The following is a 25,615-nucleotide window of genomic DNA, read 5'->3' as shown; positions in this document are numbered from 1 at the left end:
CCTTATCCGTACAAGCGTGGAATTTTAATGACTGTACCCGATTCAAGCCGCTTAGGATTCTCAATGCCATTAGCACGAGCAATTTCCCTCCACATTCCAGGGTCCTCGTATTCCTCAGCAGCAATTTGCCATAATTGATCCCCCTGCTTGATCATTCGTTGCTTCGTGCGGTCGGCAGATTGACGAGGGATATGCTTGAATTGCTCCGTAATACTCTGAACTGCTTTGAATGTCACATTCAATGTTGCGCGAACGGGAATACCTGAATCAAGAAACATCGTGTACTTTTGGGATACCTTCTCCACAACGCCTTTAAACTGCAAAGTTCCCCATACAAACTTACATAATGGAGGCGCATGTAAATCTTTATCCACATCCAGTAAGCTAGCAATTTGAATCGTGTGCTTTCTTACATCGGTTCCTTTCTCGTACGAGTCAAAAAACAAGTCCATACTTAGCGTCGTCGCCTCACCACTAATAAATTGAGCAATAGGTTGGGATAATCCTGGAATCATCTGCCATGAATATTTATTAGAGGATTCCATTGCGTATTCATTCGGATTAAATAGTACATCAAGTCGTTCTGTATTAGAGCCACGATCGACCATTATCATTGCTTTTTTAAGTCCCAACTTCGATCACACCTCTATCCATGCAGAAATATAGCACTACAACCCTCTTCGCTGCTGTTCGAATCGAATCCGACGCGAAAATTCCCTGTACATTTGATCGGCCAACCGTTTAATATCCAAGCTCGGTTGAGACCATTGCACCTTCGCTTGATTCAAATCATTTTCAATTGTTTTTATAGCCGTCTCTAAGCTTTTGATTAATTCCTTCTGTGGTGCTCCTTGTAGTGATGGCTTCACCATTAATTCAAGAGGTACATCCTTAGAATTTTGCAGCTTCTTAGTCGTAATAGTAGATCCTGCCATTGGCTGATCTTTCTTACGATGGGTCATAGCTACAACTCCACCCCTATCTCTTTCTTGAAGAGTACCTATACTTTTGCTACTTTTTGTTCGAAATAATGTACTTGCTTGCTCATCAATAGTAGCAGGCTGATGCTGTTGCAAATTGACGACTGCTTGTCGCTTCGTATTTACCTGGTTGATCACATTAATCGTTCTGTGAACGAACTTGTTTAATTGCTTCGACTCGCCCAGCTGCTGGCGCAACACTTTCACCACTTGACGAGTCTCATTCGTCTGATTCGAATCATTCGTGCGATGTTGAATATTCGTCTGATTCTGCTCGTTAGTTCGATGTTGAACATCCGACCGATTCAACTCATTCGTTCGATTCGTTATTCGCACTTGATTTGCTAGACGCACTTCGCTCGTCAACTTGACCGTGCGATGCACAGCATTGTTCAATTGCTTCGTCTTGCCAACTTGCTGGCGTAACACTTTCACCACTTGGCGAGTCTTATTCGTCTGATTCTGCTCATTCATACGATGATGGATATTCGTTTGATTCTGTTCATTCGTTCGGTTCAATCGATTCGTTATTCGCACTTGATTTGCTAGACGTACTTCGCTCGTCAACTTGACCTTCCGATGCACAGCATTGTTCATTAGCTTCGTCTCTCCAAGTTGTTGACGTAACACTTTCACCACTTGACGAGTCTCATTCGTCTGATTCAATTCATCTGTACGATTCTGAATATTCGTCTGATTCTGAATATTCGTCTGATTCTGAATATCCGACCGATTCAACTTATCCGTACGATGATGGATGTTCATCTGATTCTGATCATTCGTTCGACTATGAATATCCGTCTGATTTAACTCACTCGTTCTATTCATTCGATTCGTTATTCGCACTTGATTTGCTAGACGTACTTCGCTCGTCAACTTGACCTTGCGATGCACAGCATTGTTCATTAGCTTAGTCTCTCCAAGTTGTTGACGTAACACTTTCACCACTTGACGATTCTGAATATTCGTCTTCTTCTGAATATCCGACCGATTCAACTCATTCGTGCGGTTCAATTGATTCGTTATTCGCACTTGATTTGCTAGACGTACTTCGCTCGTCAACTTGACCTTGCGATGCACAGCATTATTCATTAGCTTCGTCTCTCCAAGTTGTTGACGTAACACTTTCACCACTTGACGACTCTCATTCGTCTGATTCAATTCATCTGTACGCTTCTGAATATTCGTCTTCTTCTGAATATCCGACCGATTCAACTCATTCGTGCGGTTCAATCGATTCGTTATTCGCACTTGATTTGCTAGACGTACTTCGCTCGTCAACTTGACCTTGCGATGCACAGCATTATTCATTAGCTTCGTCTCTCCAAGTTCTTGACGTAACACTTTCACCACTTGACGACTCTCATTCGTCTGATTCAATTCATCTGTACGATTCTGAATATTCGTCTTCTTCAACTCATCTGTGCGATGTTGGATATTCGTCTGATTCTGCTCATTTGTGCGATTCTGAATATTCGACTGATTCAACTCATTCATACGATTCATTCGGTTGGTTATTCGTACTTGATTTGCTAGACGCACTTCGCTCGTCAACTTGACCGTGCGCTGCACAACTTCATTCAATTTCTTCGTCTCGCCAAGTTGTTGACGTAACACTTTCACCACTTGATGAGTCTCATTCGTCTGATTCTGCTCATCTGTGCGATGTTGAATATTCGTCTGTATCTGTTCATTCGTTTGGCTATGAATATTCGTACGATTATGAATATTCGACTGATTCAACTCATCCGTTCGATTCGTTATTCGCACTTGATTAACCAGACGTGCTTCAGTCATCGACTTGCTCGTTCGGTGCATAGCATTGTTCAATTGCTTCGTCATGCTAAGTTGTTGAACCAACACTTGCGCTTCTTGACGCTTCTCACTAACTGCTTGAACATCATTCACTTGACGAGATGTAGCATCCATACCATTTATACGTTGCAGTTTGCGACTCCCTATAATAGCGGTCGAGTTAACAGATTGATGAATCGGCTCCAGTGTTCTCACACTCTGTGCGAAATCAGCATGTCGTTTGATGCTTGATGGAACATTTAGAACAGTCTGTGTCTGCTGCCATTCTGACAAGCGGGAAGAGGATTGTGTTGTAAATCGAGAAGGCGATAAGATGGCTACCGGAACAGCTCGCACCGTTTCTAGTTCCTGTTTAACAGTCTGAATCGTGTCTAATATTGCTTGCAAATGTACAGGTAGGCGAATTCGCCCCCTCGGAATGACAACTTCTTGCTTCGCGGACACAACATGCACTTGCGACACTGCGGGCATTCTCACAGGTTCGACCGATTGCATGGCTTGAGCGACCTTGGAACGATCCCCCGGAAGTTCCTGATTTGCTAGTTTATTCGCTTCCCCCAACTGCACCAAAGCTCGTCCTGTCTGTCTAAATGAACTGATCGTAGACGATGAGATCGTCACGGGTGTTTGAAGCTTAGCATCATTCTGATGAATGAGACGAAGAAACTCTGTATACATATAAGTCAATTTAACATGCAACGGCATCACTGGATACATCCGTGAGATCGATACATGAATGGGCCGTTCTCTAAAGGAAGATTTGCGATTAGTAGAATGTTCTGGATGAACCATTCCATCCCGAATAGTGGCTTGTCCAACAACCCATCCATATTTACGTAACAAACGGCTGGCAAATGCACCATCCGTCAATCGTATCGTTTTCAATGGATTAGATGATTTCATCTTGTTGGTCCCCCTATCTGCTTCGCAAGCATTCTATTACAGCATTTTAAAGCCATTATGAGTTAACTCTATCTGCTCCACAGCTACTTCACTCGCAGCTGCATTCAACTCTGGACCCATCCACTTCGTTGGATAAGCATCATAGAAATTCCAACGTCGAAATTCCTGATCACGCTCATTATATAAAATAATCGAACCACTTTTACGCACTATTTTTCCTTCTATTACATCGGCATACCAATTCCATAAATCATTCGATAAAGTCATGCCTCGCTTTAAAGAGAGCGGTACAAGCTTAGTTCGAGTAGGTAAACGATGGAAGTACTGATTCAAACCACCCTCTGCTAGTTCCTCTACCTCCGTCTCGATCGTGAGACCACTCACCTCCGAGAAGCCCGCGACCAACATACCGTCGAGTTCTACCATAAAGCGATACGCACCGACCACATACGGCCTTGCTTGATCTGTTCCTTGATACATGTGAGACCACCCCTACTTAAATACATCGAAAGGATTATGTCGATCTGGCTCGGCACTCATCTTACGATTAATCTTCGAAATTTCCTCACACCACTTTCGCCGCTCTCGATGCTCCATATCCATTATTACATCATGTGACCAGTGGAAGTAGTAAGCTATAAATCCCGTCTCTTCATACAGACGATCTTCCGGATATAGACTTAAGCCCCTTCCATCTCGGATAAAAAAGAGATTTCTACCTCGTGCTCATGCTCACACTTTGGACATATTGCGTTCACTGAAAGCTTCTCTGTCTCATTGATTTCACGATAAAGATTTTGCAGAAATGCTAGATCTGCTGTGAATAGTTTTTCAATCGTCTTCGTATCTACCGCACGTAAATCTCCTAGCTTTGTAACAACTCGAGCTAATAGAATGATGGACAGATAGCCTGGATTTTGTTGTACACGTTGATCTCGCATCGGAAGAATCTCATCTGCGGCAGTAGCTAGACGCATCGTACCTCTACGATGTAAATTCCCATTCTCATCGACATATCCTCTTGGTAATTCAAATTCGTATTCTGTCTTAAATGACATAATGTCCCTCCTCTTCATGATATGCCTTCTCTAAACAAAATAAGAAACGGACGAAGGAACAACATCATTAAATATTGTTCCTTTGCCCTATTTATTATTGTGTACGAAGCATTCCTTCATGAGCTAACTCTAGTAGCTCAATCGCTACTTCAGATGCCGTAGCATTAAAGTCTGGTGCTGTATACTTAGTTGGCCATGCTTCAATAACTTGCCATGTCGCTACATCTTCGCCCTCTTCATTGATAGCAATAATAGTAACTGTTTTTCTCTCTACATTGCCTTCAACGACGCAATCTTGAATCCATTCGAATAGATCCATCGTTTCTGTAGCGCCCCATTTCAATGAAATGTTGCCGTACTTCGCAAGCCCAGGTAATTTCCTAGGCGTGATTACATCTGTACCTTCTCTGTACTCAATAACATCTAGGGATGCATCGAAACCGGATACCTCGCTAAATCCTGCTTGCTCGATACCTTCTACCTCTACACGAAATCGAAATTTGCGGTATGGATCATTACGTTCGCCTGCCATAATCTATACTTCCTCTCCTGTCATTTGGGTTTAATTATTATTGTTCATTCGTTTTTTGAGTAATGCGGAACACAACGAACTCAGCTGGCTTCACTGGTGCAATACCGATCATACAGATCAGACGACCATTATCAATATCATCCTGCGTCATTGTGTTGCTGCTGATATCGATATAGAACGCTTCGCTTGGAGATGAACCTTGCAATGCACCGCCACGCCACACACGAGTAAGGAACGCATCAATCGTACGGTGTACGCGTGCCCATAGACGCTCATCATTCGGTTCGAATACAACCCAATTCGTACCTGCTTTGATAGATTCCTCTACGAAAATAAAGAGGCGACGAATGTTGATATATTTCCAAAGTGTATTGGATGATGTTGTTCTTGCTCCCCAGATCCGGATTCCTTGTCCAGAGAAACTACGAATCAAGTTAACACCTTTTGGATTCAATATATCTTGCTCGCCCTTGTTATACTGCACATCAAGACCCGTTACACCACGTACAACCTCATTTGCTGGTGCTTTCTCAACGCCACGAGTACTGTCACTACGTGCATATACACCCGCTACAGAACCAGATGGAGGAACGAAAATATTACGCTTCTCTAACGGATCAAAAACTTGTAGCCATGGATTGTACATTGCTGCATAACTCGAGTCAAATATATCACGATGCGTTAACACATCCTGTACCTTTGTTTTCTCTCTAGGAATATCAAGAATAGCAAACCGGCTACCTAGATTCTCACAATGTGCAACAAGCGCTAATTGTACAGCAGGCTCTGTTACACCTGGTACAGCGATAATACTCGCTTGATCATTATCAACGAAAGCTTGGATTCCTGTACGCTTACCAGGACCATTATCCTCACCTACATAATTGGAAACGCTAATTCCATCTTGCGAGCCATCTGAACCGCCAACAAGCGACACGCGATATTGGGCACTATCGGCAAATAGCGTAGCCACACTACCTGCATTACCAGCTAGGACTGTGATCAAAGAGGAACGAGAAGCTACTTTGTCCACATAATTAGCTGCCAGCGAATTGAAAGAACAATTCTCGAAGCTTTCTGCTTCATCTCCATAAGAGACATGGATCGTAAATTCTGAAGTAGCAAGTACCTTCACTGCAAGCAGGCCATTGTCTACTACATCACCAGCTAGTGGACCTTCAAGCTCAATCACAGAATCACGTGCTTGAACAATTTTACCCGTTACTTTGTCACTTCCATTAAAAAAATTAACCTCATCACCCGCATTAAAGCCGACACTATTCTTAACACGGTACTTACCTTCGCCAAGATCCTCAAAAATTTGAGTTTTTGCTTTGCTAGAGGGTACGCACACAATCTTCACTTGATTAGCCCAAGCTCCCGGATTGTTAGCCGTTACGTTAAAAATTTCACCGTCACTAGAAGCAACTGCTGCATCAGTAGGAGCTACCCTCATGATATAGGCTGATGAACCACCATTCACAAAAAACTGTTCAACAGCATAAGCAAGATAGCGATAGGATCCAAATTGATTATCAGATAAATAAGTTCCATAATTACGTTTGAAGTCATTCATACTTGTGACCAGACCAGGTAATCCCTCTACAGGACCACGTTCAGCCAGACCGATAAATCCTGCAACACTTGTACTTACACCGGATAACGGTTGACCCGCACTATCAAATTCCTCAACATAAACACCTGGTGATAAATATTCAGCCATTTTGATTGCCCGATCTTCATATTAGGTAGGATCACATTGCACCCTTCCAGAAAACCGGTTCCTCCTTTCACATTTTAAAATTATGCAAAATCGACTCATTGTATATGATTCGACAGTAGCAACTACGGATTAACTAACTTTGTTCTAACTTCACATGACGCTCACGAACACGCGTGACACTCTTCGTTCTCGTGGAATCCAAATAAACAGGACCTAACTTGTAGCTAAGCGATAGCTTATAAGGAAGATTAGGCAACAGACTTATGACTGTTTCTAGAGGAATCTCTTCCTTCACAATCCGGTAAGTACCACTTGTACCTGCCAGCGAGCCTACTAAATCTTCATCTCTAAGCGTGTTATGATCATGAAGAACCTGCATCGTCTTACCTATAATTCGCTGCTCATCAATCGCACGAGTTAGTACATCTGAGGATGAATGAGCCGTAATGAGATAGGTTAGATCTAACGCAATGGGAGGGTATCTCATCCGATCCCCTTGATCAATCAAATCACTGCTTCTGAAATCTGTATTTTCTTTAATTTCATATAAATAGATGCTAAGGTTCATATCACCCTTATCATGAGGATGAGCTAGCCCTACCCCATCAGAATGATTAACTAACTCTGGTACAAGTTCCTCGCGCAATACTTTAACTAGAGATAAGCCTATATCGGTAATAACAGAATAGTCCGCCACTCTTCTTACCCCTTCCAATACTCAGCGTAAGGACCTAAACGATCCTTCAGCAGCAATTTACCTGTCTTCTTGTACTCTTGTACAACACTTTCGATCATATGCTTCATCATTAGTGATGTACCTTCATTCACTGCAAGATAGGCTGCTGTTAAGATGACATTTTTGATCGATCCACCTGCAAGTTCGAAAGTTTGCGACAGGTAATCGTAATCAATCTCTCCAGTTGGTAATTGCGAAGGAATAGAGGATCGCCATAATTGCTCTCTCTGAACAGCATCGGGAAATGGATACTTGATAATAAACTGGATCCTTCTCATAAATGCATCATCAAGATTTTGCGCAAAGTTAGTAGCAAGAATCGTTAGACCGTCATATTCCTCCATCTTCTGTAAGAGGTATGACGTTTCCATATTGGCGTATTTATCATGAGCATCCTTCACCTCAGAGCGCTTGCCGAAGAGTGCATCCGCTTCATCAAAGAACAGAATAGCACCACTTAACTTCGCCTGATCGAAAATCTCACTTAAATTTTTCTCAGTCTCTCCGATATACTTGCTTACAACTCTAGACAGATCTACACGATAAAGCTCGGCCTCCATTTCCTTGGCCATAACTAATGCAGACATCGTCTTACCTGTTCCCGGCGGTCCCGTAAACATCATGCTAATACCCCTACCATATGGCAACACACGATCGAAGCCCCATTCGTGCATGACAGTCTGTCGATGCTTAATGCGATTACAAGCTTGTCGCAACAAATCAAGCGTCTCGTTAGGTAGGATAAGATCATCCCATCTAAACTTCGATTCTACCTTTACTGCTTTGTCTTGCAGATGATGACTTATCAATTGATACGCTGATTGGTGAAGTAGCCTAGAAAGAGATGATGCTACTTGATCCGCCTTTGCAGCTGAATATTCCCATTCCTCTTGCTTACGCGCTTCTTCTACTGTGCCAATCATCTGACCGGGAGTAAACTTGAACTTCCCAGCTAATTGACTAATATCATTCTCAGATACTTGCCACCACTTCTTCGTAACCTGTAGCCATAATTGATGGCTTTGTTCAAGATCAGGCAATGGGATACCAATACTAATCCATGTGGTATATGCCATTGTAATAGTAGGTTTAACTACTTGTTCACTGAACAGAAATACCATTCCAGCCCAGTCACGTAATCGTTCCAATAACCATTCCTTGCGTCGATCCTGCCTTGTCCCTATTTCCTGGGTGTGTTGTAGTGTATGTATGCGGTCAAAGGCTGGAATGGCATCCTTGAGCCTAGCTTCAATGAGCATCTGTTCTATCGTTTGTTCGAACGCCAATTGTTCTTCTGGGGCATTGGATACATCAAATTCCAATAACGAGCGGTTCAGCGCGTTACATATATGCCTGGCATGAAAGGTCTTCCCGCTTCCCGTTGGCCCATGTAACAACCATATTAACGATCTCATTCGTGAATCATCTTGCGACATAAAACGTAGCATATCATGATGAATATCCTTATTAATGAGTAAAGGCGATAACTGATGATGATCAGCGCTACTATAATGCTTTAGAGAAGCTAAAGCACCGTCATAACGCCACTCTATACCCAATAAGAAGTAAATGATACGCGATTCAAGACGAATCGGCTCCGTTAGTAGGGAGTACTCCCTAAGAGCATTCGCATTGATGTTCGTAGTGAAGAAACCCTTCATTACACTGTTTGAGCTTGTCATGATCTCATAAGCAACTTTACGTTCCTCAATGCTTCTACAGCATAAACGAAGCATCAGGTCCAGAGTCACATGCTGAGAAGACATATCATCTTGCAAATAAGCGTATAGCTTTAAATACTTACGATTCACATGTGGAGCAATCGCAACGATGAGTAACCGAATGGCAAGATCACTTAATTGAAAAGAGCTTCGTAGAAAATGAATGGGCAATTGCCTATTCTCTTGCCTGCTCTTCTCCAATCTTGCAATAATGCGAAGTTCGAGCTGTTGTAGCAACAACTCTTGCTCAGATGTAAGTTGAACGAAAGGTTCATCATGATCTAGCAATGCCTTAGCTTCCGATATACTTAAGTACATGCCTCGGAACGTATCTAACGGCGTGACTTCTTCCTCAAATGTGGAAAGCATACGTTGCATCTCGTATTCCAATATGACGTCAAGTACAATGAGCTCGTCCAGTACATAATCCTTGGGATGTCCATAGGCTTCAACCATTGAGCTCAACCGAAGTATATTGTTCATCTTATCAAATCCCACTTATCCTCTTATGACTTTTTGGGATCATCACACCCCCCATTCCTCATCATGGAATATGTTACTCACATCACCCATACTGGCATTATATGTCGAATTCTGCAATACTTTTTTTGTCACAATTTAAACTATATTTTAATACCAAAACCGCAATATCATCTGATTGAGCATAATCATGAGAAAATGTAAGCACTTCTTGGCGTAAAGTTTGGGTAATCACGGCAGGTGATTCATAGGTAACGCGCTGCAATGTTTGGCACATTCGCTCGGTACCGAACCATTCCCCATTGGCATTCTCTGCCTCCGTAATTCCATCGGTATATAGCACAAGTGAATCACCGGATGCTAGCTGAATCTCGCAATCCTCATACTCTGTATCTGCAAATATACCTATTGGCAAGTTCTTCACACCATGCAGCTCTCTAATATCATTCCCAGATATCACATAAGGCGTACAATGGCCACCATCACAATAAGTTAGTTTCCCCGTTCTCGTATCTAATATAGCTAGAAAAATCGTAGCAAACATCGTTGAGTCCTCAGTGCTAATCTCTCGATTGATATGCTCTATAATGGTTGCAGGAGAACGATCAATACTCGCCTTCGCTTTAATCCAGATCATAATTCCAGACATGAACAATGCAGCAGGCATTCCTTTATCCGATACATCTCCTAAGCATACTAGCAAACGATCCTCATCTAGTTGGAAATAATGATAGAAATCCCCACCAACCTCACGTGCTGGAATAAGACATGCATATAAATCCACTTCTTTAGACTTGAGTATTTCTCCAGGAAGAAAACTGCGTTGAATATCCTTCGCAATCTTCATTTCACTTTCCATACGCTCCTTAGCAGCGGTAGTTACACGTAAATTCTCCATAGATTCCAGTAACGCTTCATATAGAAACATATTTTCCAAGGCGATCGCCGCTGGTGAAGAAATCATTTCTAGTAACCGCAGATCATGCTCGTTAAATGCTCGATTCCCCTTCTTGTTAATCACCTGTATTACGCCCAATGTTTTACCATTCGAACTTACAGGAACACAGAGCATATTCCTTGTTGGAATTTTCACAGTAGAGGAGACTCGATTCGACCAACGCTCATCCTTGCTAACATCAGCGATCAAGACAGATTCTCCGGTAGCAGCAACCGAACCAGCAATTCCCTCGCCAGCTTTCAGACGAATCTCCTTCACCTCATCATTCTTCTCTCCTGTGGCCACCTCAAAATACAACTCTCCTGTTTGTTCATCCACTAAAATAATAGAAGTACCTTCTGCGCCCAACGTACGAGCCGTTGTGGTCATAATAATTTCTAAGAGTTCCTTACGCTTAATTGTCGAACTTAACCGCGAACCAATATCCAGCAATAGGGTTGTCCTTCTACGTTCTAAGCGTAAATTCCATATGACAGCTAACGCCGAACAAAGCGCAACGCCGAGCATTATTTCTAATACCACAAGACCACTCCTCATGTAATCTATGCTGTGATGAATTGCAATGCTTCTTCACGCGCTGGAAAGATTACAAAAATTGTGGTGAAACCAGAAATTCGGAATACTTCATGAACATTTTCATTCAACGTACACAACGCAATTTTCCCATTCATAGCTCTCGTCTTTTTCACTGCTAGCAACATAACTCTAAGTCCAGCACTACTGATATAGTCTAGCTCCGACAGATCAAAGACGAATCGCTTGTTACCTTGTTCGAATAACTCCAGAAAGTTCTGTTCAACCTCCCCCACCGTCGTTCCATCCAACCTGCCTACCAAACTTACGATACTTATTTCACCTTGCTGCTCTACATTCATGTTCATCCGAAACCCTCACCTTCCATATGAGTTATATCAGCTACACCGTAATCTTCTTACAAAGGATGAGATGATTACACCCGTCTATTCTACGATACTTACAGGTATCCATCTTATTCTTAATCAGATAGATTCCTAGACCACCAATCTCTCTCTCCTCGACAGACAAAGTCACATCAGGCGCTTCGTATTGTAACGGATCAAAAGCAGGTGCATAGTCAATAAAGTGTATCGTAATCTCATCAACATTATAAGAAATATTAAATTGGATATCTGTCGCTGATAATTCCTCCTTAGGGGCCTTCTGATAGCCATGTACAATTATATTTATAAACCATTCTTCACACACAAGTTGTAACCACAGTAACAATTCTTCAGAAAATTGATAATATTCGCAAAAATCGACAATATGCTGCTTTAAGTTATCCCATTCCTTCAATTCAGAGGACACCGTCACAAATTGAGTCTTCATATCTTTACACTCCTATCCAAGCTTAAGCAACATATGCTCGAGAGTCCTTAATTGCTGACTAATGGAGCGCAGCAGTCCTACACCAATCTCTGGATACAAGCGCACTAATCGTGCCGCCTCGGTTCCTTCAATCTCGAGTACCCTTACATCGTCGAACAGTACTTGTGCCGATACGAGTGAGGGACGATCATCAAATAAGCCCGATTCCCCAATAGTTTGCTTCGTACCTATAATCCCGATCGTTCCTTCTGTACCGTCATCATTCTTACCACTGACTTCCACATGGCCTTCAATAATAATGACAATAGCCTGACTAACTTCACCTTGTTTCATCAGAAAATCACCATCGTGATACATTTTTTCGTGAGCAATGCTTGCTACTCTTCCTAATTCCTCAATCGATATCTCATGGAATAACGGAACCTGTCTCAGGAATACAATCTTATCTAACGCACTTAAATACTCCCAATTATTCACTAACAGTTCCTCTCCTTCCACCGCTCCTGCTTTGATCGCTAACGCTTGTAGCCATGGGTCATTCATTTCGCCTTCAGTACTATCAGCGCTTCTCTGGCGTGAATTCCCCTCTTCCGTGTCGGCTCGCTGACGATAAAACGATAGTAGTGCCGAACTTAGCTTCGCATTACCAAGGCCCTCTGAAAGGATTTCCAGCCCATGATCTCGAACCTCTTCATCCTGATCCTCAACAGCACTTCGCAACTGTGGAATGGAGCGCTCATCACCAAATCGAATCATAACGGTCCATATCGTATCTAGCAGATATCCGGTTATTTCCTCGACTCGTAATTTGGCGAGTTCTGCCCATTCTTGATCGCCCATCGCCTCAATTCGTGTTACGACAGCATGGCTAGCTGACAATGCTTGAAGTTTCTGCACACATGAGGGCACAACGATATCCTTCATTTCCTGATCCGAGCCAATTGCCGTTGCTACCGAAACCGCCGTACGCCAAATTTCATCATTAGGAGAAGATATAAACCGAACCAGCTCAGGCATACCCGTAATACCAACCTCAATTAGTGCTTCCTCAATGACGAGGCGAAGTTCCTTATCTGCGCCAACTAATAGCTCCATTAAGCTAGAGACAACCTCGCTATTACCAATTTTACCAATGGTGCGTACCGCAGTAAGCTTTACGATCGTCGTCTGTGAGAGCAAGCACATCATGACATCGAAGTATAAGCTCTGAAGCTTACGCTCGCCAATAATCTCGCAGGCAAGCACCGCCGCTTCTTTACCTTCTCCTAGCAATCTCCGCAAGTCCTCATACAATAGTAGGGATTCCTCCATAACCTTCCACGCTTCCCCTTGCACGAGCATACTTTCATCCGAGCGTGCTACTAATACTTGCTGTTGTACCTTTGCCGATGCCATACCACCGCCAAGCGCAAATAGCTGACGGTATGTCATGGCTCGTACTTGCTCATCCCGATCCTGCAATAGCTCTTCCATCATTTCTGACGTCAATTCTCTCCAACCATCAAGATGAATTGCCGCTATTCCAAGCGCTCGCCGTTCACCCTTTTGTGCCTTGGCATATTGCCATAATGGCGTACTCAAAGCATGATCAGGATGGCTCGACAACAACTCTAGCGTAAATCGCTGTACCGCCTCGTCTGGGTGCTTCAATTGTTCCATAAGGGCACGGCGTACTCGATCATTCTTCATCGATTCAAGAAGTTCACTCAAGAAATCCTTTGCTGTAGTAGTACTGACTTGTAGATTACGAACGAGCTCTTTAATATACAGATGGCGGGCAGTCCAGGCTAGTAATACCAACGCTACAACTAAGAGTGTTCCGATAATTGCCTGCCAGGTTAAGGATATGCCCGCTTCAGAATGCAACATTGATACTAATGAGCCCAGCAAAATACCCGCTGAAGCAGCAATCCCCTGTGCCGTATAGCGAAAACCATCACGATGCTCGATCGGAAGCATTTTGAAGAAAAATTGATAGCTTGGTTCAGCAAAATAATAGAGTAGCAAATAAATAAGGCTATAACCAATCGAGACAACAACAAGCGCAAACTGGCTACCCACAAGCGAGCTAACAAACAGAAAACATCCTAAGAAAATAACCGAAATGGCGAAAACCGTATTACTCGCACCTAACCATTCCATCAATCTCGTCGCAAATACCTGTAAGAGGAATGCCGCACAAAACAGAATAATAACCATTAAACCATAGAAGGAAGTTAATTCAGCTTCTGAGGTAAACACTTCCTGTGCCGATGTGAAATATTGATATTCTATCAGAAAGTATGCTGCTGGCATAAATGTCATAATCCCTATTACTGTTAGTAGAAAAGGTGACCGCAACGTTTGCTTTAAGTAATAGGAGGGCGAGACTGTCTCTTTCACTTCACTATCATCTATTCTCTTAAACGTCAGCGGTAGCAAATACTGTTTAATAGAACTCCAAAAATTAGGAAGACCCAACAGTAATATGATCGCTGCAAGTAAATAGAGTAATTCTGGTCCAAGCAGAGGTGCTAATGTACTTGATATAACCCCTGCGATAATACCACCTACAATAGCGGCTAATACAAAGATCGGCATAACCCGCTTTGCCTGTTGTGTAGGACATAAATCGAATGCTGTACTCCACATGAGCAATGTCTGCTGTCGCACAACGAAATTGGAGGCCAGAAACAAGAATATATAAAATCCGATCCACTGAAGCCCTGCATAACGAAAGATCAGTAGAACAACTGCGTTCAGTAAGCCTATAGAAATAAAAAAACTATAAAGACCAATCATAAATTTCGGTTTAGAAATTCTCTGTGAAAAAAACGAAAGGAGCCATCCCTCAAATGGGAGAAGAATCGCTTCTATCAAATACATCATAGGCAAATACTGTGTTCCTACGCGACTATTAAACATCGCCATAAAGGATGTATAGTTGATCATCTCGGATATACCTGCTAGAAAAAATACAGTCCCCATGATCCATACTTTCCGTCGGTCTTCGTATCGTAATTGAAATAATGTATTTATTCCGGTCTGCACTTGTCGTTCCACCTTGTAATCAATTATTTAGAGGAGCGTAATTTATGAGCAATCATATCCTGAGTCGGTGTAGGCTTCTTAGTAGATAGACCTAACTTCTCAATGAACTGAACGAATGTCTTCTCCTTCTTGATAACTCCCCGTTCAAATATAAGTGACACTATAATCGTAAGCAAATAAATATAACACTGTCGTGATGAATGAAATCCATGCTCCTTAAGCTGCCGTTTACGGGCTTCTTCTCGTGCTTTCGGAGGGAGGTTGACTCCCAATTGCAAGAAGCGATCCACGATGAGATCGGGCGTTCCGACCGCTAACGTTGAAGCCAATTTCTTCGTATCGTTAGTCATAACCCTTATTCCGAACAATAGCCAGCTTAACTGGTCAGGGTCACTTAGCATCTTTCTAATGTCCAACGTAGCTTCCTCTTTCTTCTTCGTGCCGCTACCTAACATACCCAATCCAAATGCTAGCAAGCCTCCATCATCATCTTCTTGCTCTTCTTGCTTCAATCCCGTCTCTTCATGATGTAGATACCGCTCTACCGCCATCTCATCTGATGCATCTATCTTAATCTGTTCTGCCTCACTCAGCGCAGAGAGTATCTTCTCCCAATCCACCCACCTTTTCAACAATATGGTGATCGTCATCGCTTCGGTAAAAGTACCAAATATAAGCTTACGGCGATTGACCATTTTGTGTAAGGCAATTTTCTTCTGCGGTATAGATAACATCTCGAATCTTTGCATCAGTTCTGCCTTACCTTGCTTATTCGCTTTATAATTAAGCCACAATACAATATCCTTGTAAGGAGCGAGTAAGCCTGTTACATCAACGGTTCCTATAGACACCTGTGCACCTGATTGATTCGCATTCCCTTCTATCTCAGGCTCATCTGGCTGTAGTCTAACTCCCTCAATAGCAACCATACAAGCAAGTAATCGTTCCCAATCCATTGGTGCATCCATCAGCAACTCTAATCGTTCCATGGAGCCAGCCATATCTAACAATATAGCTTGCCTCTGTCCCGGAGATAGCGCTTCGAATTGTTTCCATATCACATGCTGATGATCTTGTCTTGCTTCTGCCGCAAACCATTGGATTAGCCGCATATAAGGTGTCTTCAATCCTTTCGCAGCTCCTGATGAACTTTTCTCCTGCAGAATGGCATTCAATATTTGCCCTGTCGCGCGATTCCCATATCCATGTTGCAGGGACATAACTTTCGTTAATCCCCCCTGTTTCTCATCACCAACACGCTGTTCTTCTATAGCGGTTCGGTCCCTCGGTATTCCACGATATTGATTAGCTTGAGCTTTCACCTTACGTCCCAGTGCCATAATATTCTCCAATAGGGCCTCCTCTTCTGTAAGATTACTACCACATCCTTGCTTCAAACATATACAATTCTACAAAAACTGCGGTTTCCCTTCTTCTTGAAACATAAAAAGCTATGATCTTTCTTACATTAACAAATTAATCCACAAATATTGTTCTCTCATGTATAATGAAAACTAATTCTGAACTTTAAAATATTATTCCTGCAAAAGGAGGATCCGATATGTCCTCGATTTTTTCGATATTCAAATCGAAGGATGACAGTAAAAAGTCAAATGCGGTCACACCAAAGATTAATAGCCCGCAGGATCCCGCTACTACTACATCCAATAAGAACACTTCAATGCTACAACAGTCGTTTGGCAATCAAGCTATAGCTAAGCGTGCTCAGCAGACAGACCCCACCAAAGAAGATACTTCAACACCTGAACAAGAAACCGATCTATTCATTGAGAAGCAAGAGGTTGATAGCATCTATACTAGTAAGATCTATGAGCCTATCAAGCTAGCCGTACTCCTAAAGTTTGGCGTTGGTCGGGGCCAATGGAGACGCTCCGATAAATTAAATGCGTTCCGTCAAAGACTCAAAGATGCGGCAAGAGCGCAAGCCAACGAAGATATTACTAACCAAGCCTCCAACCATAAGGAATTACAAAATAAAAGTAAGATTGGCCAAGCCTTTTACGGCATGATCGCCAATAAAGAAGCCTACTCCCTCTCCAAAGGGTCCGTAGATACGCTCATGGAGAGCGAAGCTGAGAAAATTGTGAATATGGTAATCCCTGCAGCCTCAGCGAAACAGCAGTTAAAGCTCGCCGCTCACAATGCTGCTTATCAGATGGCTAAAGTACAGCAGAATGCTACAGACAAAATACGTAAAGCCGCCCTTACCGGTGCTCAAACCAAGGCTATTCAGCTATTAGGACATACAGAGAGTATGGCCATAAATGAAGCTCGCAAAATTGTAAAAGGTGATAAATTCGATGAAAAATCTACACCTAATATGGAGCGTCAGCGTGATCTCAATTCAGCTGTCAAAACGCAGGTAACCACTGATAAAATAGCAGATCAAGCACTCAATTTAGCAATCAAGAGTGACTCACTAAATAGCGGTCTTACCAAAATTGGTGGGGTGATCGATCTAGCCGTTCCGAATGATGGAGACTCAGGAGCATTGGAACTTGAACTCCGGATCCCGCTTGGACAATTTGGCGGTTACGTCAACATTACTTTTGGTGCCGAGGCAGAACGTGATGATGACGATTTGAAAGTTAGCACACAGATTGGTATCGGCATTGGACTTAAAAAAGGCTTAGACCTTAATTATCAATTCGGTCTCTATCTCGAAGCTCAAGCGGGCAATTCAACATCTGTCATGAATCTTATCTCCTATGGTATGTATCGTCATATGAATATTATCTTGCCAAGTGCAGCTGAGAGCATTTGGGGACAAGCTGGCAAGTCAGGTATGTCCGAGTTAGAAGAGGCAGAACTATGGGCATCAGCAATTGAAGCGCAGGATATGGAAGGCGAGAATTATGTTGACGTCGGTACATTCCATCAGCTTTCAGCTGAATTTGAAGCTGGCATTGCAGAGGTTAGTCTAAGTGTAGGCAAGAAAAATCTCACCCACTTCGACCAGGAAACCATCAACGAAAAGACGGGTAATAGCTTTGGGGACGACACGAAACTCAATCAATTGCGAGCGAAGGCCGCTCATCTTAGTAATCTTGAGAAAAAGAAAGTGTATGAAGCTAGCGGCGAGGTCGAGTTGGATTTAGGCTTTGGAACTCTTAACCTTTCAGGTGAAGGCTCACATACCCGCTTTGAAGGTAAGCCAGAGAGTATTGAAGTATCCATTGGGGCCTCTATTCCATTCCAATACGGCGAGGATGCAGCTAAGTGGGTAACCTATATGAGTAAATTAGCAACCCCTGCACTTGGCTTACTAACGAAGATTAGTAGTGCTCTCACACGTAATAAGAGCGACTCACAGGATGACCACAACACATCGCTTCGAAATGAGGCCACTAAACTGGATATAGGCAGTGATGCTATGATTCTACTTCCACAATTTGATGGAATCGGTAATTCACTGGCTACGCAAATTCAAGAACTTAATGTTGATACTGGGGAACTTGAGAATAAAATTGCCGTCCAATCCAGCACAAACCTAACGCTTAATTTCGAGAGAGAATGGGATGACACAGGTAAATTGGGTGACTGGAAATTATCTGTTGAGCTTAGTCAAACGAAAAGTATCGAGGTTGATGCTGGTTTCCTTAAATTCTCAGTCGAGAAAACAAAAAAACTAGCTGAAGTTGGAAGAGAAAAGAAAGATGGTCAGAAAAAATTTAGCGGCAGCTTCCTTGGTCATTAGTAAAAATGCCTTGAAAGGAGATTCTTTAATCAATGAATTCAAACCATATAGATGATCACTCTAGTATCACAACGAATGTTCCAATCTCCTTCTTCTTCTGGAGTGGAAAGTCTGTAACCGTTACGCTAACACAATTAACCTATCAGCAAGAGCAAGCAGAAATAACTTGCATCGTTACCTTCACAGTCCAGACCGGCACCATGAAACAGCTGATTGCTGAAGAGTGGTTCAATCTACTACCACATGCGATTACCGCACAAGTACGTTTTGATTTCGAAGAATCCATCGAGGTTCGTGCGATGCTATCCCCAGCGATTGCCAAACAGATTGCATCTATGCATGGTGACGCTGAAACGTTACTTGCGGCACTTCTGCCTGAGGAGGTATCTGGGACTACAATTACTACCTTAGCGAAGTCAGATTATTGGTATGTTCTTGATGCTAAACAGACTCTACGCGTACCGACGACGATCCAGCAGTCCGGAAGTTTAAGTCATGGGTTCAAGACGATTTGGACTGAAGTATTGCAGAGCAAAAAGGAACTCCCTGCTACCGAAGTGGAAGATGTAGATGTAGAGGTAGAGGTTGACCTAACCGAGCAGGTTGAAACTTTCCTGCAGTCGGAGAACCTGAAATACGAATATTTCAGTGATCGAATTATACGTCTTCAATTTAGCAGCCAAACCGATTATTCATGGATTAGCCTAATTCGTATTGAACCTGAGGATGGCATCATCGTCCTCTACTCTGTCTTCCCAGAGCCAATCCCTACTCCACTGCGTCAGGATATTGCCTTGCAGCTCATGGGCGAGAACTACGAGCTATTGAATGGAGCTTTCGAGATGGATCAAGAAGATGGTGAGCTCCGCTTCCGCTCTTCCCTACTGTGCGCAGAAGGTTGGCATGTAGCCAGCTTCACCATGTTGCTAAACGATCAACTAGCGGTCATGGAACACTACCTACCTATCGTTTCGAAGGTCATCCAATCGAACTAAAGAAGAGACCCGTAGTCTTGTCATATGTGTGTATGTTCCCTTTAGAATTTCGTTTGTCTAACACAAAAAGGAGAGCTATGAATAGCTCTCCTTTTTGTGTTAGATTGTAATTTCCAGCGAGTTATCCTTCTTATTGTGTACCATTATTCTATCAGCATATCCATCTATTTCGTTTGCTCAAGCTTATTAAGAATAAATGATTCAACGACTTTCGCCACGCCGTCTTCCATATTCGTATCTGCTACATAGTTGGCGATTGCTTTAATATCATCGGGCGCATTCCCCATAGCGACACCAAGTCCGGCAAATTTAATCATAGCAAGATCATTGTAACTGTCACCCATTGCAATAACTTCTTCTTGTTTAATCCCTAGTTTCGAAATGAGATGGTGTAAGCTGGTCCCTTTATCTACACCAGATTCTGTGAACTCTAAGAAATATGGCTTGGATGTTACGACAGTCAATTTACCTTCGAGTTGTTGTTGTAGTTTCTTTTCTAATATAACTAACTTTTCAGGTGCTCCTACCATTAGTACCTTTACCACTGGGTCTTGGATCGCTCCAACAAAATCTGCTTGTTCTATTATTTGCATTCCTGTAATTTTAGCTTCAATATCGGTATACTCATTATTCGCTGGCGTTACGATATCATCTCCGACATATGTGTGAATCCATACGTCCTCTTGTTTACTAATATGGTATAACTCATGCGCCGTTTCGGGCGATAACGTACTGCTGAATATTTGTTCGTTCGTTGCACAGTTAGTAATGTTGGCTCCGTTAAAAGATAGAATGAAACTTCCGTATTTCGCAAGCTCCAATTCCTTAGCAATATGCGTCATTGCAAACGTTGGGCGACCTGATGCAAGAACAACTTTGACTCCTGCCTCTTGTGCGTCCATTAATGCCTTCTTCGTGCGTGGTGAGATCGTATGATCATCCCGGAGCAACGTATCATCCAAATCTAGTACTACCATTTTATAAGTCATCTTATTACGCCCTTTCAAAAAGAATTTTAAATATAAGGACACCCCTATAGGGTGCCCCTTGGTTCAAAATATAAGAAAGTATAAGTTTCACTTGATACAATATTCCTTATATTTCCGCTAAAACGGATGCCATCTTTGAAAAAGGACGGCATTGCCGTTTCTACTTGTTTGCAGTTTTAGTTGACTTCTAGCATCATTTTCTCTAATTCTAACGGTTCGATGTAATTCCCATCTTTGTAAGCTCTCATGTTACCACCTGAGATTTCGTCGATCAGAACAATCTGCTTGTCCTTGTCTACTCTGCCGAACTCCAATTTAATATCATAAAGTTCAATACCTTTCATACTCATCTCAGCCTTAATGATATCACTAATTCGCTTCGTAAGGTCTTTCAGTGTTTCATATTCGTCTGCTGAAAGTATTCCTAGCATATCGAGTGCATCCTTACCAATTGGTGGATCTTGGCGCTCATCATCCTTGAGCGTAACTTCAACAAACCCATCTAAAGACTGACCCTCTTGCGCATATAAGCCATAACGGCGTAAGAAACTTCCAACAGCTCTGTAGCGACAAATAACTTCAAGCCCTTTGCCGAATACGGTTGCTGGTTTTACCGTCATCGTCGCCTCTTCAATATTAGCATCTATATAATGCGTTGGGATTCCCGCTTCTCTCAATTTCTCAAAGAAAAATTTCGTTAAGCTAAGACCTGCCCGCCCTGCCCCTTCTATTACTAATCCAACGGTATTGGCTCCAGGATCAAATACGCCATTCTCTCCAGTTACATCATCTTTAAATTTCAGCAAGTAATGACCATTATCTAACGCGAATACATCTTTCGTTTTACCCTTGTACATTAATTTCATAATGACAGTTCCTCTCCAAATCAGAATTGATACTCTTTTACAGTGTATTATAACATGAAATTCGAACAGCCATTATCCTTCCTCCCCTCCGACCAACCAAAATAATGACAGCCACGAACTAGAACAATCTTGTTCGGAGCTGTCATTATTGATTTACAAAGCGAATCGTCTAGCTATTTAAGGGCTTAAGATACTGAGTCTGGAGCGAAAAACAGTGGCAAATATTCCTTATTCGCTTCCAACATTTCGTCCAACATTTGAATAGCTACTTCCACAGTTGGCACAAGGGGATGATGAGCCATTGCCTGAATAGCTAGCCCCCGGTCTCCTGTCACAGCAGCATCAATGGCGAGTTGCTCGTAAGTTTTGACTGCATGGATAAGTCCTACAGCAGAACGTGGGATCTTCGTCAATTGTAGCGGTAGTGGACCGTTCTTAGTGACCACACAATTGACTTCTATGCTAGCATTGTCCGGTAGGAAGTCAATAATGCCGTTATTCGCCACGTTGAGTGTTTGAATATCGTTAGTACCGTTGTAAAGTGATCTCATCAGGTTCACAGCTGCTTCAGAATAAAAGGCACCGCCACGTTGCTCGAGTTGCTTCGGTTTATCCTGTAGTTCAGGATCTTTGTACAGCTCGAACAGTTCTTCTTCTACTCGTTTGACGACTTCGGCACGGTTCCCGCCACCCTTAACAGATTCAAGTTGCTCTGCCAACATCTCATCAGTCATGTAGAAATACTTCAAATAATATGAAGGTAAAGCACGAAGCGATTGCAGGAATTCTGGATTCCATTCACGTGCAGGCACGTTCTTAGCACTGTATCCAGCTGTGTCTGCCAACATTTCGTCCAGTTTATCCTCACCTTCGACATCAATACGGGTAATCCAATGAAGATGGTTCAGTCCTACAAATTCAGCGTACACTCTTTCAGCTTCAACCCCATACTTAGCTGAAACCTCCTTAATTAGACCTATCGGTGCATTGCATAGCCCGATGCTTTTGACATTAGAATACTTAAGAATAGCTTCAGTTACCATGCCCGCCGGATTCGTGAAATTAAGTAACCACGCGTCAGGAGCCAACTCTTCTATATCCCGGCAGACATCAAGCAGAACAGGGATAGTTCGCAGTGCTTTCATCATCCCCCCAGGACCGGTAGTTTCCTGACCGATGACGCCATATTTCAGCGGAATGGATTCGTCTCGACCACGCGCAGCCAACATACCAACACGCATCTGGGTACTGACAAAGTCTGCTCCTGCAATGGCCTGACGGCGGTCTGTCGTGAGATGAACCTGGATGGAAAGCCCTGATTTCTCAACCATACGCTTCGCTAAATCTCCAACAATATTCAACTTATGCAATCCGGATTCAATATCAACGAGCCACAGTTCACGTACAGGTAGTTCGTCATAATGGAGAATGAAACCCTCTACCAACTCTGGAGTATAAGAAGATCCTCCGCCGATAACAGCTATTTTTAATCCTTGCTTTGTTGCCATTATTGTTCACATCCAATCGTATCGTTTATTTGATAAGTTCAAAATCACAGAAAGACCGCATTCTTTCATGTACCTCTTCGCTAATCGTTAGTCCGTCTTCTTCCATAGCAGACCATAAAGCTCCAACAACTGGTTCAGTCGTTAATGTAACGACTGATGCATGAGGAGCAACTGTAAGTAATGCTTGTTCGATAGGGCCGCGAATCCATCCGCGATCCCCCCTTGTTAGCAGACTTCCGACAAGTACAACATCAAATGTCTCGTTCCCCATACCTAGCCTATTCACGACAGCTACAGCCGATTTGCCAAGCTCAACGCCTTGATGATTCAGTATTTCTAATGCCACAGCGTCCTCTTTAGCTGCTGCTTCAAATAACAATCTAGCAGCATCTACAGGTACCTGTTTGCCATAATCCTGAAAATCATTAAACATCTTTTCCACCGTCTCGTAACCAAGAAGCTCAAGCAACAGATCCGTTAGTAAAGTAGGTTGCTCCCGGCCATCCCATGCACGGATAACAGAGCGGAATACCTCAATATTCAACGAACCTCCACCACCAAAATCACCATACATATAACTAAATCCACCACATTGATAATCTTCACCCTGTCGATTTCTACCAGCGGAATTCGTTCCCGTACCGCAGATGAGAGAAACACCATATGGATAATTGGTTCCTGCCCGGAGTCCGATCATGGTGTCACAATTAATGGTATAGTTCGTAAATCCAATATTACGAATCATCGGATGCAGAATCATGTAATCCGCTTCACGATCTGCACCAGCAAGACCCAAGTAAGCATGTCGGATGTCTTCTATCTGAAGCCCCGCCTCCGAAAGTGCGCTTAGCGTAGCTTCCCGAATACTATTAGCTGCTATATCACCATTAATCTGGTGGTTACCATTACCACTCTTGCCTTTACCGATCACGTTTCCATATTCGTCAGTAAGCAGGGCGTACGTCTTTGTACCTCCACCATCTATTCCTAAGTAATAAGCCAATGATCGTCCCCCCCTATTAAGATTTACTCCGGACCGTTGATTCTCTTACAATCAGCTTTGGATCAATTTTAATGCTCGAAGCCCGTTTAATCGAGCCGTCTATGCGCTTCAGTAGCATATCAGCCGCGGCGAGTCCGATCTCATCAGCTGGCTGGCGTACTGTTGTTAGATACGGACGAAGCTGTGAAGCTATGTATTGATCATCATAGCCTACGATCGATACTTCCTCAGGAACACTAATCTTTGCTTCCATCAAAGCATTGATCACACCGAGGGCGATATTGTCATCTCCAGCGAATACCGCTGAAGGTAGGTTGCCATCGTTAATCCACTTCCGACAAGTCTCATAACCGAATTGTATTTCGAATTCCCCATGTACCATCTCAAATGGGACGAGCCCTTTCGTCTGTAGCGCCTGCAGAAATCCGTTGCGGCGTTCACGCGTACTCCGGAACATCTCACTACCGCATAGATGGGCAATCGAAGTATGACCCAGATCAAGCAAATGATCTGTTGCTGCATATCCGCCCTTGAAATTGTTAATAGTTACTGAAAAGGCGTCGTTCTCAGGCTTCTGATTGTCAATCAACACATATGGGATATTGCGCCGCTTTAATTCTAGAATATAACTATCTTCTTCCACAGGTGAGAGTAGAATCAATCCATCGACTCGATCTTCCTGAATGAGATAGTGATCTCCGTCCGAACCGATACTATTAGATACTGAAACCGCAAGAAAGTAACCATGCAACGCAAGCACATCGTTAAGTTCCTTGACAACGGCATCGAAGAATGAATCCTGTAAAGTCGTCATAATCAAGCCTATAATACCTGTTTTTCCACGAGCAAGACTCCGTGCAGCCGCATTAGGGCGGTAATCCAGTTCCTTGATCGTGTCGAGCACCTTTTGGCGGTTCTTTGCACGTACCGATTGTACACCGTTTAACACACGGGAGACCGTTACAACTGACAATCCTGACTTTTTGGCTACATCAAATATACTTACCTTCATTTTCATTTTCTCCTTGCGGCAGATTTTTCCGTATCATCATACTTATCCTTAGTATACATGGACGGATGGTTGACCGCTAAGCATATGATTCCGAGCAGAAACTGTATAGATGCGCTGTAAGCGAGTACAAGAAATACGATGAGCCAAGGAGGTATGAGCAAGTCCATCTAAAGCGCCACTCGTAGGCCATCAGTATAAGTAACGGAATCACCAACTTTCTGTATTGTATAAAGTTATAGCG

The 25,615-nt window shown here is 42.9% G+C and carries 21 protein-coding genes; 2 read left to right on the top strand and 19 right to left on the bottom strand.

The features are described 5' to 3' along the window. Positions 1–2: 2 nt before the first annotated feature. From AC1TO9_RS00585 to AC1TO9_RS00520, 14 genes are all read right to left on the bottom strand, one after another. The gene (locus AC1TO9_RS00585) at positions 3–632 is read right to left on the bottom strand and encodes a CIS tube protein (protein WP_482058125.1); all 630 of its coding nucleotides are present in this window, start codon (positions 630–632) and stop codon (positions 3–5) included. Positions 633–668: 36 nt separating this feature from the next. Then, on the bottom strand, positions 669–3,698 hold the full coding sequence (locus AC1TO9_RS00580; protein WP_482058124.1) for a hypothetical protein: 3,030 nt from the start codon (positions 3,696–3,698) through the stop codon (positions 669–671). A gap of 36 nt (positions 3,699–3,734) precedes the next feature. Then, positions 3,735–4,178: a phage tail protein gene (locus AC1TO9_RS00575; protein ID WP_482058123.1), complete on the bottom strand. Its 444-nt coding sequence runs from the start codon at positions 4,176–4,178 to the stop codon at positions 3,735–3,737. Between the two features lie 12 nt (positions 4,179–4,190). Next, entirely contained in the window at positions 4,191–4,400 is a 210-nt protein-coding gene (locus AC1TO9_RS00570; RefSeq protein ID WP_482058385.1) for a DUF6760 family protein, read from the bottom strand. Next, positions 4,379–4,756, bottom strand: coding sequence for a phage tail assembly protein (locus AC1TO9_RS00565; protein WP_482058122.1), 378 nt, complete (start codon positions 4,754–4,756; stop codon positions 4,379–4,381). The genes AC1TO9_RS00570 and AC1TO9_RS00565 overlap by 22 nt, the downstream gene beginning before the upstream one ends. Positions 4,757–4,850: 94 nt before the next feature. Next, the gene (locus tag AC1TO9_RS00560) at positions 4,851–5,288 is read right to left on the bottom strand and encodes a phage tail protein (protein ID WP_482058121.1); all 438 of its coding nucleotides are present in this window, start codon (positions 5,286–5,288) and stop codon (positions 4,851–4,853) included. Positions 5,289–5,325: 37 nt separating this feature from the next. Further along, positions 5,326–7,011 carry a phage tail sheath family protein gene (locus AC1TO9_RS00555; RefSeq protein WP_482058120.1) on the bottom strand — a complete coding sequence of 562 codons (1,686 nt, stop codon included), beginning with the start codon at positions 7,009–7,011 and terminating at the stop codon, positions 5,326–5,328. A gap of 133 nt (positions 7,012–7,144) precedes the next feature. Further along, positions 7,145–7,708 (bottom strand): Pvc16 family protein, encoded by a 564-nt coding sequence (locus AC1TO9_RS00550; RefSeq protein ID WP_482058119.1) that lies wholly within the window; start codon positions 7,706–7,708, stop codon positions 7,145–7,147. Between the two features lie 5 nt (positions 7,709–7,713). Further along, positions 7,714–9,966, bottom strand: a complete 2,253-nt coding sequence (locus AC1TO9_RS00545; RefSeq protein ID WP_482058118.1) for an AAA family ATPase — start codon at positions 9,964–9,966, stop codon at positions 7,714–7,716. Between the two features lie 82 nt (positions 9,967–10,048). After that, positions 10,049–11,428 carry a PP2C family protein-serine/threonine phosphatase gene (locus tag AC1TO9_RS00540; protein ID WP_482058117.1) on the bottom strand — a complete coding sequence of 460 codons (1,380 nt, stop codon included), beginning with the start codon at positions 11,426–11,428 and terminating at the stop codon, positions 10,049–10,051. Between the two features lie 20 nt (positions 11,429–11,448). Further along, on the bottom strand, positions 11,449–11,787 hold the full coding sequence (locus AC1TO9_RS00535; protein ID WP_482058116.1) for an STAS domain-containing protein: 339 nt from the start codon (positions 11,785–11,787) through the stop codon (positions 11,449–11,451). 34 nt (positions 11,788–11,821) lie between these two features. Further along, positions 11,822–12,253: an ATP-binding protein gene (locus tag AC1TO9_RS00530; RefSeq protein ID WP_482058115.1), complete on the bottom strand. Its 432-nt coding sequence runs from the start codon at positions 12,251–12,253 to the stop codon at positions 11,822–11,824. A gap of 12 nt (positions 12,254–12,265) precedes the next feature. Further along, a complete protein-coding gene (locus AC1TO9_RS00525; RefSeq protein WP_482058114.1) occupies positions 12,266–15,283 on the bottom strand; it encodes a cyclic nucleotide-binding domain-containing protein in 3,018 nt (1,005 codons plus the stop codon). 23 nt (positions 15,284–15,306) lie between these two features. Beyond that, complete coding sequence (locus AC1TO9_RS00520) at positions 15,307–16,680, bottom strand: hypothetical protein (RefSeq protein ID WP_482058113.1); 1,374 nt, start codon at positions 16,678–16,680, stop codon at positions 15,307–15,309. A 164-nt stretch (positions 16,681–16,844) separates the two neighbouring features. Between AC1TO9_RS00520 and AC1TO9_RS00515 the strand changes: the two genes are divergently transcribed. Both AC1TO9_RS00515 and AC1TO9_RS00510 read left to right on the top strand, forming a co-directional pair. Then, positions 16,845–19,001, top strand: a complete 2,157-nt coding sequence (locus tag AC1TO9_RS00515; protein WP_482058112.1) for a hypothetical protein — start codon at positions 16,845–16,847, stop codon at positions 18,999–19,001. A 32-nt stretch (positions 19,002–19,033) separates the two neighbouring features. Next, a complete protein-coding gene (locus tag AC1TO9_RS00510; RefSeq protein ID WP_482058111.1) occupies positions 19,034–19,996 on the top strand; it encodes a YbjN domain-containing protein in 963 nt (320 codons plus the stop codon). A 164-nt stretch (positions 19,997–20,160) separates the two neighbouring features. Here the strand turns inward: AC1TO9_RS00510 and AC1TO9_RS00505 are convergent, their stop codons facing one another. The 5 genes from AC1TO9_RS00505 to AC1TO9_RS00485 all read right to left on the bottom strand — a co-directional run bounded on the left by AC1TO9_RS00505 (position 20,161) and on the right by AC1TO9_RS00485 (position 25,374). Continuing rightward, complete coding sequence (locus AC1TO9_RS00505; RefSeq protein WP_482058110.1) at positions 20,161–20,985, bottom strand: Cof-type HAD-IIB family hydrolase; 825 nt, start codon at positions 20,983–20,985, stop codon at positions 20,161–20,163. 176 nt (positions 20,986–21,161) lie between these two features. Beyond that, positions 21,162–21,851 carry a phosphoribosylaminoimidazolesuccinocarboxamide synthase gene (locus AC1TO9_RS00500; protein ID WP_482054588.1) on the bottom strand — a complete coding sequence of 230 codons (690 nt, stop codon included), beginning with the start codon at positions 21,849–21,851 and terminating at the stop codon, positions 21,162–21,164. Positions 21,852–22,036: 185 nt separating this feature from the next. Next, positions 22,037–23,359 carry a 6-phospho-beta-glucosidase gene (locus tag AC1TO9_RS00495; RefSeq protein WP_482058109.1) on the bottom strand — a complete coding sequence of 441 codons (1,323 nt, stop codon included), beginning with the start codon at positions 23,357–23,359 and terminating at the stop codon, positions 22,037–22,039. Positions 23,360–23,384: 25 nt separating this feature from the next. Continuing rightward, entirely contained in the window at positions 23,385–24,362 is a 978-nt protein-coding gene (locus AC1TO9_RS00490) for an N-acetylglucosamine kinase (RefSeq protein WP_482054586.1), read from the bottom strand. A 16-nt stretch (positions 24,363–24,378) separates the two neighbouring features. Continuing rightward, positions 24,379–25,374: a LacI family DNA-binding transcriptional regulator gene (locus tag AC1TO9_RS00485; RefSeq protein WP_482054585.1), complete on the bottom strand. Its 996-nt coding sequence runs from the start codon at positions 25,372–25,374 to the stop codon at positions 24,379–24,381. Between the last annotated feature and the right edge of the window lie 241 nt (positions 25,375–25,615).

The organism is Paenibacillus sp. Y916 (genome assembly GCF_056786435.1).
The sequence above is the reverse complement of the archived record's forward strand: the minus strand, read 5'-3'. Positions and strand labels throughout refer to the sequence as shown.